General features: G+C 60.0%; 19 protein-coding genes. 14 read left to right on the top strand and 5 right to left on the bottom strand.

Going from position 1 to position 17,588, the window contains the following annotated elements; genetic code table 11:
* The first annotated feature begins 105 nt into the window (after window positions 1-105).
* The 3 genes from AC1DWA_RS13055 to AC1DWA_RS13045 are packed head-to-tail and all read left to right on the top strand — an operon-like array spanning window position 106 to window position 2,519.
* Entirely contained in the window at window positions 106-1,062 is a 957-nt protein-coding gene (locus AC1DWA_RS13055) for a daunorubicin resistance protein DrrA family ABC transporter ATP-binding protein (protein WP_003945489.1), read from the top strand.
* Window positions 1,059-1,859 (top strand): ABC transporter permease, encoded by an 801-nt coding sequence (locus AC1DWA_RS13050; protein ID WP_003945537.1) that lies wholly within the window; start codon window positions 1,059-1,061, stop codon window positions 1,857-1,859. Before AC1DWA_RS13055 ends, AC1DWA_RS13050 begins: the two co-directional genes overlap by 4 nt.
* 30 nt (window positions 1,860-1,889) lie before the next feature.
* Complete coding sequence (locus AC1DWA_RS13045; protein WP_019746866.1) at window positions 1,890-2,519, top strand: TetR/AcrR family transcriptional regulator; 630 nt, start codon at window positions 1,890-1,892, stop codon at window positions 2,517-2,519.
* On the opposite strand, the gene AC1DWA_RS13040 is transcribed toward AC1DWA_RS13045, so the two are convergent.
* A complete protein-coding gene (locus tag AC1DWA_RS13040) occupies window positions 2,510-3,304 on the bottom strand; it encodes a putative protein N(5)-glutamine methyltransferase (protein WP_020906129.1) in 795 nt (264 codons plus the stop codon). The two genes, AC1DWA_RS13045 and AC1DWA_RS13040, sit on opposite strands and share 10 nt — an antisense overlap.
* A 208-nt stretch (window positions 3,305-3,512) precedes the next feature.
* Here AC1DWA_RS13040 and AC1DWA_RS13035 point away from each other — a divergent pair, with 208 nt between their 5' ends.
* Entirely contained in the window at window positions 3,513-4,673 is a 1,161-nt protein-coding gene (locus AC1DWA_RS13035; protein WP_182261273.1) for a lipase family protein, read from the top strand.
* A gap of 10 nt (window positions 4,674-4,683) precedes the next feature.
* Here AC1DWA_RS13035 and AC1DWA_RS13030 read toward each other — a convergent pair whose 3' ends face one another.
* Window positions 4,684-5,250, bottom strand: a complete 567-nt coding sequence (locus tag AC1DWA_RS13030; protein ID WP_477846403.1) for a TetR/AcrR family transcriptional regulator — start codon at window positions 5,248-5,250, stop codon at window positions 4,684-4,686.
* Window positions 5,251-5,377: 127 nt separating this feature from the next.
* On the opposite strand from AC1DWA_RS13030, the gene zapE reads away from it, so the two are divergent.
* Window positions 5,378-6,325 (top strand): cell division protein ZapE, encoded by a 948-nt coding sequence (zapE, locus tag AC1DWA_RS13025; RefSeq protein WP_477846402.1) that lies wholly within the window; start codon window positions 5,378-5,380, stop codon window positions 6,323-6,325.
* Window positions 6,326-6,334: 9 nt separating this feature from the next.
* Here zapE and AC1DWA_RS13020 read toward each other — a convergent pair whose 3' ends face one another.
* On the bottom strand, window positions 6,335-7,084 hold the full coding sequence (locus tag AC1DWA_RS13020) for a helix-turn-helix domain-containing protein (RefSeq protein WP_477846401.1): 750 nt from the start codon (window positions 7,082-7,084) through the stop codon (window positions 6,335-6,337).
* Between AC1DWA_RS13020 and AC1DWA_RS13015 the strand changes: the two genes are divergently transcribed.
* Together AC1DWA_RS13015 and AC1DWA_RS13010 are read left to right on the top strand one after the other, a co-directional pair.
* Window positions 7,059-7,904, top strand: a complete 846-nt coding sequence (locus AC1DWA_RS13015; RefSeq protein ID WP_054188043.1) for an ABC transporter ATP-binding protein — start codon at window positions 7,059-7,061, stop codon at window positions 7,902-7,904. The two genes, AC1DWA_RS13020 and AC1DWA_RS13015, sit on opposite strands and share 26 nt — an antisense overlap.
* On the top strand, window positions 7,901-9,208 hold the full coding sequence (locus tag AC1DWA_RS13010; protein ID WP_019746873.1) for an FtsX-like permease family protein: 1,308 nt from the start codon (window positions 7,901-7,903) through the stop codon (window positions 9,206-9,208). The genes AC1DWA_RS13015 and AC1DWA_RS13010 overlap by 4 nt, the downstream gene beginning before the upstream one ends.
* Window positions 9,209-9,226: 18 nt before the next feature.
* Here AC1DWA_RS13010 and AC1DWA_RS13005 read toward each other — a convergent pair whose 3' ends face one another.
* Window positions 9,227-10,075 (bottom strand): sterol desaturase family protein, encoded by an 849-nt coding sequence (locus tag AC1DWA_RS13005; RefSeq protein WP_211918208.1) that lies wholly within the window; start codon window positions 10,073-10,075, stop codon window positions 9,227-9,229.
* A 143-nt stretch (window positions 10,076-10,218) separates the two neighbouring features.
* Window positions 10,219-10,545: a hypothetical protein gene (locus AC1DWA_RS13000; RefSeq protein ID WP_477846400.1), complete on the bottom strand. Its 327-nt coding sequence runs from the start codon at window positions 10,543-10,545 to the stop codon at window positions 10,219-10,221.
* A 537-nt stretch (window positions 10,546-11,082) separates the two neighbouring features.
* On the opposite strand from AC1DWA_RS13000, the gene lipA reads away from it, so the two are divergent.
* The 7 genes from lipA to AC1DWA_RS12965 all read left to right on the top strand — a co-directional run bounded on the left by lipA (window position 11,083) and on the right by AC1DWA_RS12965 (window position 17,434).
* Complete coding sequence (gene lipA / locus AC1DWA_RS12995; RefSeq protein ID WP_477846399.1) at window positions 11,083-12,051, top strand: lipoyl synthase; 969 nt, start codon at window positions 11,083-11,085, stop codon at window positions 12,049-12,051.
* 46 nt (window positions 12,052-12,097) lie between these two features.
* Window positions 12,098-12,445, top strand: coding sequence for a hypothetical protein (locus AC1DWA_RS12990; RefSeq protein WP_477846398.1), 348 nt, complete (start codon window positions 12,098-12,100; stop codon window positions 12,443-12,445).
* A gap of 796 nt (window positions 12,446-13,241) precedes the next feature.
* On the top strand, window positions 13,242-14,666 hold the full coding sequence (locus AC1DWA_RS12985; RefSeq protein ID WP_477846397.1) for an aromatic ring-hydroxylating oxygenase subunit alpha: 1,425 nt from the start codon (window positions 13,242-13,244) through the stop codon (window positions 14,664-14,666).
* The gene (locus AC1DWA_RS12980) at window positions 14,663-15,070 is read left to right on the top strand and encodes a 2Fe-2S iron-sulfur cluster-binding protein (protein WP_219110263.1); all 408 of its coding nucleotides are present in this window, start codon (window positions 14,663-14,665) and stop codon (window positions 15,068-15,070) included. Before AC1DWA_RS12985 ends, AC1DWA_RS12980 begins: the two co-directional genes overlap by 4 nt.
* Window positions 15,071-15,125: 55 nt before the next feature.
* Entirely contained in the window at window positions 15,126-16,127 is a 1,002-nt protein-coding gene (locus AC1DWA_RS12975; RefSeq protein ID WP_219110262.1) for a thiamine pyrophosphate-dependent dehydrogenase E1 component subunit alpha, read from the top strand.
* Window positions 16,124-17,143 carry an alpha-ketoacid dehydrogenase subunit beta gene (locus tag AC1DWA_RS12970; protein WP_477846396.1) on the top strand — a complete coding sequence of 340 codons (1,020 nt, stop codon included), beginning with the start codon at window positions 16,124-16,126 and terminating at the stop codon, window positions 17,141-17,143. The genes AC1DWA_RS12975 and AC1DWA_RS12970 overlap by 4 nt, the downstream gene beginning before the upstream one ends.
* A 66-nt stretch (window positions 17,144-17,209) precedes the next feature.
* Window positions 17,210-17,434: a lipoyl domain-containing protein gene (locus AC1DWA_RS12965; RefSeq protein WP_095887235.1), complete on the top strand. Its 225-nt coding sequence runs from the start codon at window positions 17,210-17,212 to the stop codon at window positions 17,432-17,434.
* The last annotated feature ends 154 nt before the right edge of the window (window positions 17,435-17,588 follow it).

Raw genomic sequence — 17,588 nt, 5'->3', positions numbered from 1 at the left:
TGGTGCAGCGTTTCGGACTGTTGCGTGAAAAATCCTGGAATGTGTCGGCCTCCTGGGTCACACTGGGGAACGGACTACCGACGGATTACCGATGCGGGAGGGCTCATGACCGAAGCGATTGTGGCCGAGGGGCTGGTCAAGAAGTACGGCGACGTCACGGCATTGGACGGCATCGACCTGGAAGTGCGCGAGGGTTCGGTGATGGCTCTATTGGGTCCCAACGGCGCCGGAAAAACGACTGCGGTAAGGATATTCACGACGCTGCTCATTCCGGACGGTGGACGCGCCAAGGTTGCCGGGCTGGACGTGGTCGAGGATGCGCGGGCGTTGCGGTCCAAGATCGGTGCTTCGGGTCAGTACGCCGCGGTCGACGAGTACCTGACGGGCTATGAGAACTTGGACATGGTCGGGAGGCTGTATCACCTCGGCGCCCGAAGCAGTAAGGCCCGAGCGCGTGAATTGCTCGAGCAGTTCGATCTCGTCGAGGCTGGAGATCGGCCGGTCAAGGGCTATTCCGGCGGAATGCGGCGACGTCTCGATCTCGCCGGCGCATTGGTTGCTCGGCCGCAGGTGTTGTTTCTGGACGAGCCGACCACCGGCCTCGATCCTCGTGCGCGACTCGGTCTCTGGGATGTCATCGAAGGGTTGGTGGCGCAGGGGACAACACTGTTGCTCACGACGCAATACATGGAGGAAGCCGAGAGGTTGGCCGACCAGATCGCCGTCATCGACCGCGGCTCGGTCATCGCGCGCGGTACTGCAGATCAGCTGAAGGCGCGGGTCGGGGGTGAGCGCATCGAACTGAGTGTGCACGAGGTCGAACATCTCGACATCGTCCGAGAAGAATTGCGCTCGCTTGCCGTGGGGGACATTCAGGTTCAAGAGAATGTCCGTCGCGTCACCGTTCCTGTCGACGACGGTACAGATGCGTTGGTCGCAGCGCTGAATCTCCTGTCGGCACGAGGCATTCGGGTGTTCGACGTCGGTCTGCGCCGGCCCACTCTCGACGATGTCTTTCTCACACTGACCGGGCACCAGGCTGAACTGGAGGATCAGAAATGACCGTGCAGATGGCGCTCGAAGACGGTTTGACCATCGCCAGGCGAAACTTGATCAAGATCAAGCGCGTTCCGGATCTACTGGTGTTCACCACTTTGTCGCCGATCATGTTCGTGCTCTTGTTCGCATACGTGTTCGGCAGCGCGATCTCCGTCCCGGGCACGTCGTATCGAGAGTTCCTGATCGCCGGAATCTTCACGCAGACGGTCATATTCGGTGCTACCTGGACTGGTTTGGGGATGGTCGAAGATATTCAGAAAGGAATCATCGACAGATTTCGATCGCTGCCCATGGCTCCGTCTGCCGTGCTGACCGGCCGAACATCGAGTGACGTGTTGATCAACGTCATCAGCTTGGTGGTCATGTCGTTGACCGGTCTTCTGGTGGGGTGGCGCATCCATTCCAGCTTCCTCGAGGCGGTGGCCGGGTATGCGCTGCTTCTGTTCTTCGCGTACGCATTGTCATGGGTCATGGCTGTTGTCGGGCTTTGGATCCGCACGCCGGAGGTGTTCAACAACGCGAGTTTCATCGTCATCTTTCCGCTGTCGTTCATCGCGAACACTTTTGTCGAGACCACCAATCTTCCCGGCCCGCTCAAAGTGATCGCCGAATGGAATCCGGTGTCGGCGGTGACTCAGGCGGTGCGTGAACTGTTCGGCAATACCAATCCTGCGATGACGGTTCCGGATGCGTGGCCACTGCAGAATCCGGTCATCGCGTCGCTGTTGTGGACTTTCGGTTTGCTGATCGTCTTCGTGCCGTTCGCTATTCGTCGGTATCAGAAGGCAGTCAGCCGCTGACCTGGTGATTCCGGCCGGTAGGGTGGGTATGTGCCGGAGCCCGAACGCATCGACAAACGCAGCCTGAGATACGCCGGGCGACGTGAGGAGTTGCTCGACGCGCTGACCCGCTACGTCATCGACAACGGTGTCGGGGAACTGACGGTGAGGCAGCTCGCCAAGGCCGTAGGTGTGTCGCATGCGTCGTTGCTCAACCATTTCGAGAGCAAGGAGAACCTGCTCTCCGAGGTCATCGAGAACATGCGTGGTGAGTCCATTCCGATTGCGGTTCCGATGAAACCGGGGGTCGATCCGGCGACAGTGCTGACCGCGTGGTGGACCGAACGTACGACGCCGGAGGTCCTGCCGCGGTTCCGAGTGATGGTCGAGATTTACGCCCTCGCGCTCGGCGACCGCGAACGCTACGGACGGTTCCTGGACCGTTTTGTAGGCGATTGGATCGAGGCCCTGGAAGCCGGTCTACGACAAGCGGGTTGCCCCGAGGACGATGTTGCCTCTGTCGCTACTCTGTTGCTCTCGCAAATGCGGGGTCTGTCGATGGATCTTCTGGCCACTGGGGACCGGGCCCGCGTCGATCGTGCGTTCGGGCTTTTTGTCGACGGCTTTGCCGCCCGCGCTCGGGAGTGGTCCACGCCAGGATCCGATCGCCTTCAACACTGACCGATCACCACGGTCGAGGCGGTCTCACTGTAGGTTGCCACTCGAGTGAGAAAACCTCCCCGAGTGAATGTTTCAACAGTCATTTCGACCTGCTCCGTACTCGTCTCGACGAGAAGACAGCCACCCGGTCGTAGCCACGGCGCAGCGTCCGCGATGATGCGTCGCTGCAGGTCCAGTCCGTCGGTGCCGCCGTCCAACGAGACCAGCGGTTCGTGAAGACGGGCTTCGGGCGGCATCAGCCTGATCGAATCGGTGGGGACATAAGGTGCATTGGCAACGACCACATCCACGCGACCGAGTAATTCCGTCGGCAGTGGTTCGAAGAGATCGCCTTCGAGTACGCGCTCGGGCGGTGTGATGTTTCGGCGAGCGCACCGCACCGCGGCTGGTTCCACATCTACCGCGTACAAATCGACGGCATCGAGCGTCGACTGCAGGACGGTACCGACAGCTCCTGAGCCACAACACATGTCGACGACGACGCTTCCCGAGACGACGAGTGAGCAGGCCTGCCGGGCGAGGAACTCGGTGCGCCGGCGTGGGACGAAGACTCCAGAGTCGATGTGAATACGCAAGCCGCAGAACTCGACCCATCCGAGGACAGGTTCGAGTGGTTCGCCGGCAACTCGTCGGTCGACCATCGCGTCGAGTTCATCGAGAGAGCGTGCGGTGTGAAGAAGAAGGCGAGCCTCGTCTTCGGCGAATACGCAACCTGCTGCTCGGAGAATCGCGGCCACCGACTTCTGCTGCGAAGCAGGGAAGGTCGGGAGATCAGGTGCTGACATGAGAGAGCCTTTCGGCCTCCTGATCTCGCTGGGGACCTGCACGTATCGAACACCGCCACCCTACCCGAGCAGGCGTGTCACGACGGTAGATGCGGAATGGAAATTTAGGTTGACCAATTGGTAAGGCTGTTCTATGGTCTGAACTCGATCGGCTGATGTGGGGCCGATCACCACATATGCACCGTCACCGCAATCGTAGGAGAAGTACGTGAGTAAGCGACTGGGTAGGACGCTCGTCGGGCTGAGTGCGAGTGCTTTGGTGGCGTTGACAGTTGCGGCGCCGGCCGCAGCGGAACCGAACGATGCTCCGGGTGCTGTCGTGAGTCAGGAGTTACTCGGTCCCGATCGGGTGATCCCGGGTGCCGTGAGCGCGACAAAGGTGACGTACTGGTCGACGGGCCCGAAGGATGCGCCGATGACGAGTACCGGTGTGGTGTATCGCCCAGAGGGGGCTCCGCCCGAGGGTGGTTGGCCGGTCATCTCCTATGCGCACGGAACGGTGGGTGTCGCGGATCAGTGTGCGCCGAGCAGCAGTGTTCCGCTCGAACGGACCGCGACGCATCTGGGTCACTGGCTGGAGCAGGGATACGCGGTGGTGACGACCGACTACGTGGGGCTCGGAACACCTGGTGTTCACCCGTATCTCGACGGTCGTTCCGCTGCACACAGCGTTGTGGACATGGTGCGTGCCGCTCGTGCGGTCGACGACGACCTGTCGAGCGAATGGGTTGCGATGGGACAGTCGCAGGGTGGGCAGGCGACTATGTTCACCGCTTCGCTTGCCACTGATTACGCGCCGGAGTTGGACTACCGCGGCGCTGTCGCCACTGGTGTCCCCTCGAACATCGAAAATCTTCTACCGCTCGGTGGTCCGGCTTTCCCGGCGCTTCCGCTCAAGGGTACGACGGTCTACATCGCGAACGTTCTTGACGGACTGCGTGCTTCGCGGCCGGACATCGACATCGACTCGTATCTGACCCCGCTCGGCAAGACCATCCTCGACGACGTCGAGAACAACATGTGCTACACCGAGGCGCGCACGAAGTACGGAACCGTCACACTCGGGCAGGTGCTGACGAAGTCGCTGGACAACCCAGTATTCATGGAGGCTGCGCGTGAACTGCTCACTGTGCCGACCGCAGGATACGACCGCCCGTTCTTCATCGGTCAGGGGTTGTCGGACATCGATGTTCCGGCACCGCTGACACTGAAGTTCGCGGCTGACCTCGCTGCCAACGGTGTGGACTTTGCATTCCATACCTATCCCACTGATCATCTGGGGACCGTCCCGGCTTCGGTTCCAGACAGCACTCCCTTTGTCGCGGCGCTGTTCTCTGGTCGACAACCCTGTACCGGAAGCCTCTGCTGACCAAGGTTTTTCAGAGGACCCCCACTCCGTGAAGGTAGATGTCGATCGGGATCCGAAGTTGCCGAACGGTTTCGCTGGAGTGAGGGTCCCGGCTACGTGATCCGAGACAATAGTCGAAGATCAAGCCCTCCAGTAGGCTCAGGAAATTTGCGGCAGAGACATCAGGGTCGTCAACGCCAACGGTTTCGAAGACGGGTCTTGCCTTCTCCAACGAAAACACGCTGCCTTCGAGGAGTTGGTGCAATGCCGAATCTCGGGGAGTTTCCACGAGTAGTGCATAGCGCGCGATCAATTCGTGTCTGCGGTGCGAGAGAAGATCGTCGAGATACTCGGCCGTCAGGGCAGCAGGATCGCTGGGCCTCTCGTGGAGTTCGTCGAAAGTCGAACGTGACCGGTGCACGATGTGCAATGCGGTTGCTTCGAGAAGTGACTCGCGAGTGCGGAAATAGTACGACGTCGAACCGGCAGGAAGTTCCAGGGACTGATCAACCGCCCGGTGGGTGAGTGCACGCGGGCCCTGCTCGGCGATGATCGTGACGGCGGACGCCGCCATGAGGGCTCTGCGATCGGGCTTCATGTCGTTCCTTGCTGTCGATGTTGCATGCTCCCGGAGTTGCATGCTGCAGATGGTGCGTCGTGAGGGTCACATTGACTCGATTTGCCCTCGGTCACTAGCCTCGACTCTACAGATGTAGAGGAGCCTCATGTTACTGGACGAAGAGCAGTTGGCGGCACATGAAGCCCTCGATGCACTGCGGGCCCGAATCTCGGGCGGTGAGGTCGGCGGAGGGATCTACCTCTGGGGTAGCGTCGGCCGCGGTAAGACGATGCTCATGGACGAGTTCTACGAGAGCATCCGAGTCGGCAAGCAGCGCATTCACTTTCATCGGTTCTTTGCAGATCTGCACTCTCGGGCGCACGAACTCGGGTCGATGGGCGCGGCGCTGGACCACGTCGTCGACGGAATCCGCATGCTCTGTTTCGACGAGTTCCACATCGACGACGTCGCCGACGCCATGTTCATGGCAAGGGTTCTCGACACAATCGTCGCGAAAGGTGTGACTGTTGTTGTCACGTCCAATGTCCCGCCGACCGATCTTCTTCCGAATCCGCTTTTTCACGAGCAGTTCGTTCCGTCGATCGAGTTGATCGAGCGGACTCTCGAGGTGATCGAATTGGGTGGCTCCGTCGACTATCGGACGGCGGGTCAGCCAGGTGCCGGGGACTACCGTTTTGCGACAGGGGCATTCCTCGTCGGCTCGGGAATTACGTGGCCTTCGGGCGAAAGTGTCGAATTGACGACAGGCACGCGCACATTGGAGTGCTCGGCGATTCGAGACGGTGTTGTCTGGTTCGACTTCGAGGTGCTGTGCGCTGGTTCGACCTCGGCTGCCGACTATCTCGAGCTTGCCTCCCGCTTCGACGACTGGGTGATCTTCGGAGTACCGGTGCTCGCCGAAGCTTCGGAATTTGCCCTTCGCCGTTTCGGAAATGTCGTCGATGTTCTCTACGACGTCGATGCGCGACTGACGGTGTATGCCGCTGCCGGTGTGGAGGACGTTGCGGGCAGCCTCCGGGACGTGCCCGGATTGGCGCGCCTCTACAGTCGTCTGTCGTTACTGGCGAGAACGGCGATGGACAGCGTCAGTTGAGGAGTAGCGTCAATTCCAGGTGAGGCCGCCGGTCGCGGCGCTGGGCGTGAGCCCGAACATACTGTGGCAGATACGGTTGAGATGGGCGCTGTCGGTGAAACCGGCCTCGTGTGCACTGGTTGTCAGAGTTGCGCCACTGCTCATCACTTCCATGGCACGTCGTAACCGTAACCAGCGGATGTAGGTCGAAAAGCTCATCTGCAGTTGATCGTTGAAGATTCTTCCCAGCCGTCCGGGCGAGATGGAGACCAGGGCGGCGATGTCCGTCAGTGTGACCTGCCCCGAGATTCTCTCGGGAAGTAGCGTCAGGGCATGCTCGAGGGCCGGGTGAAGAGCGCGCAGGCTCGACGCCTTTTCGTGTTCGGATAGTGAATCGATCAGCCTCGCTGCGTATTCCAGATCCGAATCAGCGCCGCGGTCCGTCATCGCTACTGCGGTCTGCCCACGGTCCGACCAGTCGGTCACACCACCGCGGCCCGGCTCCGGTGGCCTGATGCGCAGACCCATCCCAGTGGTGGAGTCAATGTAGATCGCCCGTCCCCGCGCACCCTCGGAGGCGGACAACGCGTGGACCGCCCCGGATGGAATGACCACGGACCGCACGACTGCACTGTGGCCGTCCCCGTCCGTGACCGTGACGTCCCCGTCGTCGATGATCATGATCTGAACAGCGGCGTGCGAATGCATGTGCGCGGATCCCACTGCGCCGGTGAACATGAGAATTCCGGGCTGCATGTGGACGGCGCCGGACCAGGTCATGTCGGAAATCATAGTGACGACCCTGACAGAGCTCGGGGTCCGGTCATCCTCCGGTAGGACCGAGCTCAGTCCGAAGATCGTGCGCTGGGCCGATGTGCTGGCGAGGGGTTCACGAGAAGGTGGAATCATGAACAACGCACAAGCACCCGCAGTCCTGTCGGTCCACGCGCTGGGCAAGTCGTACGGCGACGTTCCGGTGCTCCGAGGTGTATCGCTGGAAGTGCGCGCCGGTACTGCCACGGCCATCATGGGTCCTTCAGGATCGGGGAAGTCGACACTGCTGCATTGCATGTCAGGAATCGTCAAGCCCGACTCGGGAGCAATCTTGCTGAGCGGCCGGCATATCGAGAACCTCGGTGAGAACGACCGCAGCCGGCTCCGACGGGAGTCGTACGGGTTCGTTTTTCAATCGGGCCAACTGTTGCCGGAGCTTCCGGCGATCGAGAACGTCGCTTTGCCCTTGGTGCTCAACGGGTTGTCCATCGCAGAAGCCAAGCGGACGGCACACGGCTTCTTCGCGCCGTTGGGGCTGGATGGGTTGCAGGATCGTCGCCCGGGTCAGATGTCGGGTGGGCAGTCGCAACGTGTGGCGATTGCGCGAGCGTTGGTAACCAAACCCGCAGTTCTCTTCGCAGACGAGCCGACCGGTGCCCTCGACGCGCAGACGAGTTGGGAAGTGATGAGGGTGTTGCGTGATTCGGCTCAACAGATCGGTTCTGCGTTGGTCGTCGTCACTCACGATGCCGAAGTCGCTCGGTGGTGTGATCGCACGATGATGATGCAGGCCGGTTCGCTCGTCGGGACACAGGTGGCGGCATGAAGGCCACAGCGCGCGTTGCATTGATGACGGTGCGCGGTGAAGGGCGAAAGGCCTTGAGTACCTTCGCGCTCCCAGTGTCCGCATTTGCCGCCTCGACGACGTTGTTGCTGACGGTGCTCGGCGGCTACGGTGCATTCGCGGGCAGATCGAGCGAACCCGAAGCCGAGGCGTACCTAGCACTCGCAGGGGTTGCTTCGGTGTTGATGATCGTTCCAGCCATCACTCTCGGTCTGGCGGCGGCCCGCTTGGGCGCCCGTCGTCGCGACGAACGACTTGCCTCGCTGCGACTCATCGGATCCACCCCTCGCCAGATCGTTGCGCTGTGCGCTGCGGAATCGGGTATCCAGGGCTTGGCCGGTGCGTTGATCGGTGTGGTGGGATACCTCCTCGCGTTGCCGCTCGTAGCTCTCTTGAGATTTCAAGGTCGGACATTCGAGTGGAGTGAGCTTTGGGTAGGCGCACTTCCGCTGGTGGGCATCGTATTCGGAATGACCATCCTGGCTGCTTTGACGTCGATGCTCGGGATGCGCCAGGTGTTCGTGAGCCCGTTGGGCGTCACGGCGGGCAATCCCAGCGCCGCACCGAAGATGATCTTCGCTGTGGCTGGGGTGGGGGTTCTTGTGGGATGGAGTGCATTCGGGGGCTCCGCGGCAAGCATCGCGGCAATCCTGGTGGGCCTTGGTCTCTGCTTCGGCGTTGTTGCGTTGGTCGGTCCGTTCGTCATTTCGCTGCTTGGACGGATCATGCTCAAATGCGCCAAAGACGGTGCTTCGCTGATTGCGGCGCGTCGGGTCCTGGATAATCCGAAGGCTGTGTGGCGCACGGTCAGCGGTGTGACGATGGCCAGCTTCGTTGCCGCAGGCACATCTCTCCTCGCCGCGATAGGCAACGGGGAAGGGCAGGATTTGCAGCCAGGGCAGGAGTTCCTGTTCGCGGACATGAGAACCGGGGTGTTGTTCACTCTCGGAGCAACATTCACGTTGGCGGCCATCTCGTCTGCGCTCACCCAGGTATCCGGGATCCTCGACAACCGTGAGCTGTATCGGAGTCTGACTTTGGCCGGCACACCTGTCGAGGTGATGGACAGCGCCCGCATGAGGCACGTTCGCACTCCCGTGGTGGTGATGGCACTGGCCGGCGCCGGCGCTGCACTGCTGTTCCTCTTCCCGCTGGCAGGGGCAGCCGTATTGACCACTCCGATGGCGCTGGTTCAGTTGGGCGTCACCCTGGCTGTGGGGATCGCGTTGGTGTTGGCCAGTGCGTTTGCAGCCAAGCCCGTTATGCGACGGGTACTCGCGGGCTGAATCTCCACCGATCGTCCGTCAGTTCTGTCTCCGGAACGGTTCGGCCAACTGGCCGAGGTAGTCGTCCGGGTAGTCGGGCTTGGCCGCCATTCCGAGATCGTCACTGCTGAAGCGCTTTTCCGGATCGAAAGAATAAGTGCGGAACAGGTGATCCCAGATCAGAGTGAACAAACCGAAATTGACGTCACCGATTCCCGCCCACTTCAGGTGATGGAATCGGTGGCCGGCGTTGAGGGCGAGTATCGGACGCAGGGGGCCGATGCGGTAATCGGCATTCGAATGCTGAAGCAGGAGTTGGACAGCGACACAAACCGCGAGCGCCGAGGCAACTGGAACGGGCATCCCGAGGAGGATCAGTGGCAGGACGCCACCGGCGGTTTCGAAAGTCTGATGCACGGGGTGCTTCATGAGTCCGTTCATACCGTAGAACCGTTCGAGGCTGTGATGAACCGCGTGGAAACGCCACAACCATCCAACCTTGTGGCTGATCAAATGCACCACGGTGATGCCGAAATCGGCAACCAACACTGCGAAGACAACCTGAAGTACAAACGGAAGACCGCTCGGCCACAGCCCGTCGAACGGAATCACCGCTGCCATCAACGGGATGACCGCGACGCTGACCAGGATGAGGGATTCGTTGACAAACGCATGGACAGCGTCGCGAAACCTGTCCGGTCCTGGTTCATTCCACGAAGATTCGTAGGGAAGCGCCCGTTCGGCCGCGAAAGAGCAGACCACTGCGAAGAGAATCAATGCCACCAGTGACCATTTCGGCGCGCCGGATGCCGCCAGCGCGATTGCGGCTCCATTGATTCCCAAGAGCATGAACGGGACGTACCCGTATCTGACGATGAAGGTGAGCATGTGATCGATGGTGCTTGATATCTGTTGCTCTCGACTTGTACGAATCGGTCGACTTTCAGTCAGTCTGGAAGAACCACACATCGAGCGCTACCACGCCCGCGGCAGACACCGGGGCTGCTGTTCGATACCCGCTCCTGGGTGAGTCAGCGATTCACGACGTGAGTTCCACACAATCTGAGCAGTCTGATCGTGGGAGGCGGATCCATTTGCATGGAATCCGATATCTGCATCTTTCCTTCCTCTGCGGTGGCGGCATAGAGCTCCGCCAGAGCCTCGGTGATGTTTTCAGCTTCGATGTCGTACACAGCAACGTACGGGCCGTCGTCCTGAACGGGAGCGAAACGCCGAGCGCCGACGAATCCGGGGATCGCGCAGACTTCGCGGAGATGGATGCCGTACCACTCGTTGTACTCGGCTTCTCGTTCGGGCGAACTCGGACGAGAGGTGACATAGAGGATTCCTTGTTCCATACGGCTGAAAGGTAGATGAAGACTTCTCTCAAATCAATTATGGGTGAACAGTTTTCAGGGGCCCGTCAACAAAAGGGTGTAACTGGTGTGTTTTTCAAGAAGAGTCATTGGTGGGTGACCTGCCAGCGCCCGCCGGCCAGGTCATTGGTGCATTCGATCGATCTCACCGACTCGAAAGCGAATCGGGATGTACGCCTCGTATGGGTTCGAAGTTGTTGCCGAGTGATCCCCGTGCTGCGATGACTTCATTGGGCGACGTGTTTTCTGGACGAGACACAATTCGCTATTGCCAAACGTGAGGTCGTTTGACATCCTCGATCTGGACCCGCACGCCTCCTGGCGTAGTCGCCGAGTCCTCTGCGCCTGATGTGAGAGTTACCAAATACTTAGTTGCTCAAAGGTTGTCGCGCGCGTCGTACATGCGTCAGCGCGTTCGCTCCACAAGGGATCCTGTCGATATCGAGGATCTCGTGTCATCGCACACAGTCAGATTCTCTGGGCGAGCTCTCGCCAGCTCCGGCAAACGAAGGAATGCAAATGAGAATTGACCCCGTATCCGTGTCTGAATCCGGCGCCGCCGGAACCTCCCCTGGTGGACGCAAACTCCTCCGATTGGAGGTCCGCAATGCCCAGACTCCAGTGGAGAAGAAGCCGTCATGGATGAAGGTTAAAGCACGTACCGGACCAGAGTATCGGGCGCTGGCTGCCCTGGTCGAGACTGAGAATTTGCACACTGTTTGCCAGGAAGCCGGTTGCCCCAACATTTTTGAGTGCTGGGAGAATCGCGAGGCAACCTTTCTGATTGGTGGAGACCAGTGCACGCGGCGCTGTGACTTCTGTCAGATCGATACTGGCAAACCCAGTGACTTGGACCGCGACGAGCCACGCCGGGTAGCCGAATCTGTCCGGTCGATGGGGCTTCGCTATGCGACTGTGACCGGTGTCGCCCGTGACGATCTTCCGGACGGAGGGTCTTGGCTCTATGCCGAAACCGTGCGCCAGATTCACCAGTTGTGCCCGGAAACCGGTGTCGAACTACTCATACCGGATTTCAACGCGAATCCGAGTCAACTACGTGAAGTGTTCGATACGCGGCCAGAAGTATTGGCTCACAACATTGAAACCGTACCCCGGGTTTTCAGGAGGGTGAGGCCGGGCTTCACCTACGAGCAGTCGCTCGAGGTGATCGCCAGAGCTCGGGAGGAAGAACTGATTACGAAGTCGAACCTCATCCTCGGGCTGGGCGAGAACAACGACGAGGTGATCCGGGCCCTGCATGACTTGCACGAGGCAGGTTGTCAACTGATCACGATCACACAGTATCTCCGGCCGTCTTCGCGGCATCATCCAGTTGAGCGGTGGGCTGAGCCGGACGAGTTCAGTCATCTCGAACAGATTGCACGTCAGATCGGCTTCCTGGGCGTCATGTCGGGGCCGTTGGTCCGGTCTTCCTACCGCGCCGGCCGTATGCACGCCGAAGCGGTCGCCGCTATCTCATCCCATTAGATCCACCCCACTTGATTCCACGTTCCGTCCGTACAAGGAGATCCACATGTCCTCACCTTCCGCAGATGTCGTCGAACTCGGTGGCGTTTCCGGCGGGTCCGCCGGCACAATCCGGTCCGCGGAACTCATCCAATTCGCAACGTTGTGGGCGCCCTACGGTGGCGGAAGTGACGAAGACATTTTCGTAACATTCGGCGTATCTTCGAAGGTCTACTTCGCACGGCTCGCGAAACTTCTCGCCACTCACGCCAGTTTGGTTCCGGACGAGTCGACGCGGGCCGAAATGCTCGCGGTCTGCGATCGCCGATCGGGCGGAGAAGCGCGCCAGACGCGCTCACACCGGGGTGGCGCCGCGCGCTCTGCGCAAATACACGAAAAGTTCCGTTCAAATTGAGCCAGTCGGGTTTTCTGGCGCGCTTATGCGGCCGCAACTCGGCGTGAGGGTGGCGCAGTGGGGTGTTCGCATGGGCACGGTTGGCTAGCCTAGATCTGGGTGTAGCCGGTGGTCGTCGTGCCAGTCCCACCCTTCCGGCGTGGTCAATGTGATGTTTGATGTTTGTCAGTTCGCGATCCGCCGTGCGTACGTCGAAGTTGAATGCGCCGGAGACGAGTCACGCCCACGCGTCCACGTCTGATCTACGCGCTGTTGTGGCATGGCGCTGAGCCGACCGTCGCAAGAATGCTCGCGTTCACACACTGGCTTCTCGCGGTCATCGCAGTACCTTGTCGGTGATACCCGCTCGGCTGGCTTACACCACTTTTCTGATACTTCCTTGATCGGCTTACACCATTTTTCTGATACGTCCTCGATCCGCTTACACCTTTTTTGCAAAATTCTCCGTTGCTGCGTAGATGATGGACGGCACACCTTGACACGGCCTTTCGATTCCTGAATGTTTGTGAAATGACTATTGGCTCCTGGACGATTGTGAAACGTAAGCTTTCATGAGCATGGGGTGTGGTGCGTTCCTGTTTCTGGTTGTTCTTTGTACGGGTTTTCGATGCTTTTGATTTGTTGGCTTGTTATCAGAAGGAGTCTTATGGTCAGAAGCGATCTCATAGAGGGGCTGCAAACCGATTATGATGCCGTGATTGTGAGCTTCGGAGCCGCGCCGACGATTAGATGAAGCAAAGAAGAATCTAGAAGCAGTGCTTACCAGGTGGGTTGGAAATAACTGGAAGGATATGTTTTGACTACTCAGATCGAGCAAAACAATTTGGCCGGGGATGGCGAATTGCCGCTACCCCAGTTGGAGGTCAATCCGTGTCTCCCGGATCTCGATGTAGACACGTCCGGGGTGCCGTTCCGTATGGCGGATGGGGTGCATATTCCTGCTGAGCGCTATTACGACCAAGAATTTGCCAATCTAGAGAACAGTAAGCTGTGGATGCACACTTGGCAGTGGGCTGCCCGGGTGGAGGACGTCCAGTTTCCTGGCGACTACGTTGAGTACAAAGTCGCCGAAGAGTCCGTGATGGTTGTGCGGGTCGATGAGGAGACCATCAAGGTTTTCCATAACGTCTGCCCGCATCGGGCCACGCAACTCGCACTCGATTGCGGCTCATTCAGCGGCAAGCAGATTGTGTGCCCATTCCATGGGTGGCGATGGAACCTCGACGGGACCCAGTCGTACCTTTATGCCCGAAATGGTTTTATCGCAGAGTCAATTGATCCATCGAAGATCAATCTGAAAGAGGTTCGTTCCGAGATTCGATATGGTTTTGTCTGGATCAATTTCGACAATGATGCGCCTTCGTTCGATGAGTTCATCGGTCCGATGGATAGGCATCTCGAGCCGATGTGGATGGACCGCATGCGGGTCCGGTGGTGGAAGTACTTGGATCTTCCAGCGAATTGGAAGGTGGCTACCGAGGCATTTATCGAGGCATACCACGTCATGCAAGCTCATCCGGAGCTTGCATTCGGAGCAACAGGCGACGATTATGACGCGGACTTCCTGGAGTTCCACCCCAAGGGCAATGGGCATTTCAATGTTGGTGCCAGGATGAAGACCGATGAAGTGACAGGCGCTCCGATGGCGCCGATGCCCGTCACACACCTGCCGTTCGGTGAGTTTTTCCTCGAACAGAATCGGATTATGTTCGAAGGCACCGCCGGCGCGTACCTCACCGAACGCGAGGAGTTCATCGGCGATCGGGTCCGCCACCAAGGGCTGCCGGACGAGGAGATGGTCCCGGCCTTCTTCGCAGAATATTTCGCGTATGCGCAGGATGCCGGAATTCCGCTGCCTCCTCCCGATCCCGAGGCGTCGTCCTATGGCTACGTCTTCCCGAACATGGTGTTCCTCGGACTGACCGGCAACCTCCTGCTGTACCGGATGCGACCGATCGGGTCCGATCCGAATGTCTGCCGCTTCGAGGTGTTTGCGATGCAGATTCCGGTCGAGGCCGACGGGGAGCAGGCTCCCGCACAGCCGGAAGGCCCGCTCGCCGTGAAGGATCTGCCGTTCGTTCTGCGTCAGGACACCGAGAATATCCAGCGCCAGCAGGCCGGGTACCGGAGCAGTGCGTTCGCCGAGGCCACCATGTCTCCTCGGTTCGAGAAGATGATCTACGGAATGCATAACGAAATCGACCGCTACCTGGCACGATGAGCGATCGCACGGCGGGGAGTACCCCGACTGCCGAATCTCGACCGGACGAGCCCATCGCCGGCCGGATGACCGTGCAACCTGCCGGTCATGTCATCGAGGTGCGGGCGGGCGAGTCCCTGATGCAGGCCGCTTGGCGCGAGGGATACCACTGGCCGACGCTCTGCTTCGGGGTGGGACAGTGCACGGCCTGCAAGTGCGAACTCGTCGAGGGACTCGACCTGGTTTCTCCCCACACCGAGCCCGAGGCCGAGATGACCAGGGACCTTGCAGGGCGGAGACGAAGAATTGATCCCCGCCGTGTCAGGCTCGCGTGTCAGGTGAAGGTTCGCGGCGATGTCGTGGTTAGAAAGCCCGGGGTCCGCAGGGTCGAGCAGGAAAAACTACTTCCAGAAGATCCAAACTAGAGCCCGTATTCGTGATCGAGCGGATAGCCGCTCGGCAGCCCAATGGAGTGCATCAATGACAAGTTCAATCGCCGAAGAAGTCGAACCGGTGGTCGACGCGGACATCCTTGTTCGCATATTCACGACCGCCACGAAGGCAAAGCTCTACGACGACCAGTATCGCGCAATGATGAATGCGGGAAGAGTCGGCGGGATGTATTACTCCGCGCGCGGGCAGGAAATCATTCCGGCGGCGATCAATGCCGTGCTGGCGCCGGATGACTATGTGGTGACCATGTACCGCGGCGTGCATGATCAAGTTTCGAAGGGTGTTCCCCTACGGACTCTGACCGCAGAACTCTTCGGGCGTGCGAGTGGTAGCTGCAAAGGAAAAGGCGGCCCGATGCACATCACGGACGTCAAGTCCGGCCTGATCGTGACGACCGGTGTCGTCGGGTCCGGGATACCGATCGCTGTCGGAGTTGGGCTGTCGGCTCAGATGCGTCGGAGTGGTCAAGTCGCGGTGGTGAACTTCGGGGACGGTGCTGCGAATATCGGCGCGTTCCACGAGGCGCTGAATCTGGCGTCGCTGTGGAAGCTTCCGGTTGTTTTCGTCTGCCAGAACAATCGTTACGCGGAATACACGCCGTACGATCAAGGAACGTCGGTCGATCAGATCGCGAAGCGCGGTGCGGCCTACTCGATGCGTTCCATGCATGTCGATGGAAACGATCCCGAAGCGATGTACAGAGCCGCCCGGATCGCAATCGACGCGGCACGCGCAGGTGACGGCCCATCGCTGATCGAGGCGGTTACCTATCGATTCGAGGGCCATATGATGGGTGACACGAAAGAGTACCAGCCTGCGGAAGAGTTGAAGGCTGCTATCGACGCGGACCCGGTGCCGCGATTGCGCGACCGGATCATCACGTCCGGGTATCGCACCGAAGCCGAGGTGGCCGCGATCGAGGGTGAATTGCAGAAGGAAATCGACGACGCATTCGAATACGCGATGGCAGCTCCGCTGCCTGATATTGCAGATCTGACCACCGACGTGTACGGGATGGAAACTCGATGACAGTACAAAGTAAGCCCAGCGATGGCGCGGTGGCCGGGCGTGAAATGAAGATGATCGAGGCCATCTCCGAGGCTATCGATATAGCGATGGATATCGACGATTCGGTATTCGAACTCGGTGAGGACATCCAGGACCCGAAGGGCGGTGGGTTCGGTATCCACAAGGGCCTGTCCACCAAGTACGGCCTCGAGCGCGTGCGTCCGACACCCATCTCCGAACAGGCGATCATGGGTGCGGCGATCGGCGCAGCGATCACCGGAATGCGGCCCATTCCGGAGATCATGCTCATGAACTTCATGGCAGTGTGCGCGGACCAGCTGCTCAATCATGCGGCCAAACTGCGATACATGTCGGGCGGGCAGACCAATGTTCCGCTGACCGTTCGCACCATGACCGGCGCCGGCGGCGGCTTCGGTGCGCAGCATTCGGACATGCTCGAAGGCCCCCTCGTCCACACCCCGGGATTGAAAGTCGTGATTCCGTCGACGGCGGCCGACGCAAAGGGCCTACTTTTGTCGTCGATTTTCGATGACGACCCGGTGGTGTTCATCGAGATGTACCCGTTGTACTTTTCCGCCTCGGACTTCGTGCCCGCCGGCGACTACCGGGTGCCGCTCGGCAAGGCCAGGACCGCGCGGCCAGGGTCCGACATCACCCTCATCAGCTGGGGCCGACAGGTCCACGACTGCCTGGCAGTTGCGCACGACCTCAGCGCCGCGGGTATCGAGGCGGAGGTGCTCGATCTGCGTACGCTCGTTCCCCTCGACCTTGATGCGATTCTCGAATCGGTAGGTAGGACTCGCCGCGCCGTCATCGTGCACGAAGCGGTCCGCCGCAACGGGTTCGGGGCGGAGCTTGCGGCAACGATCAGCGAAGAGCTCTTCGGCGACCTGCATGGCCCGGTGCGTCGGGTGGCGTCAGCCGACACGCCGGTCCCATATGCATCGGTGTTAGAGCAGGCGTACATGCCGAGTCGCTCTGCAATCGAACAGGCAGTCCTGGGATTTTTTCGCTGAGCTGAACGTAGTACTGACGGCACGTTAGTGCGCGCCTCGACGATTTCTGAAGGAGAGACAAGAACGATGGAACTGAGCATTCCCAAGTTGGGGGTCACGATGGTTGAGGGCACGCTATCCGAATGGCTTGTGGCAGACGGGGCGACAGTCAGTGCGGGCGAGGGCATCTACCTCCTCGAAACAGACAAGATCGAGACCGAGATCGAGGCACCTGTCGACGGTGTCTTGAAGATCAAGGCAGAGGCAGACGAAACATATGCAGTCGGCACTGTGGTTGGAGAGCTGACCTAGCGGCCCTGTGTGGCGGTGAATGCGACACTGGAACATTCACCGCCACAACGGATGTGGTCGCAGCGTCGCATCACGCCAGCCGGCGCAGTGGCGGCGTTAGTCGGCTGTGTGAGCTCGCATCGATTGGTCATCTGGCTGCGCGCCGTGAAGGGTA

The sequence above is a fragment of the Rhodococcus sp. P4_F3_2 genome, from assembly GCF_056401335.1.
This window is presented reverse-complemented; position numbering and strand designations above follow the sequence as displayed.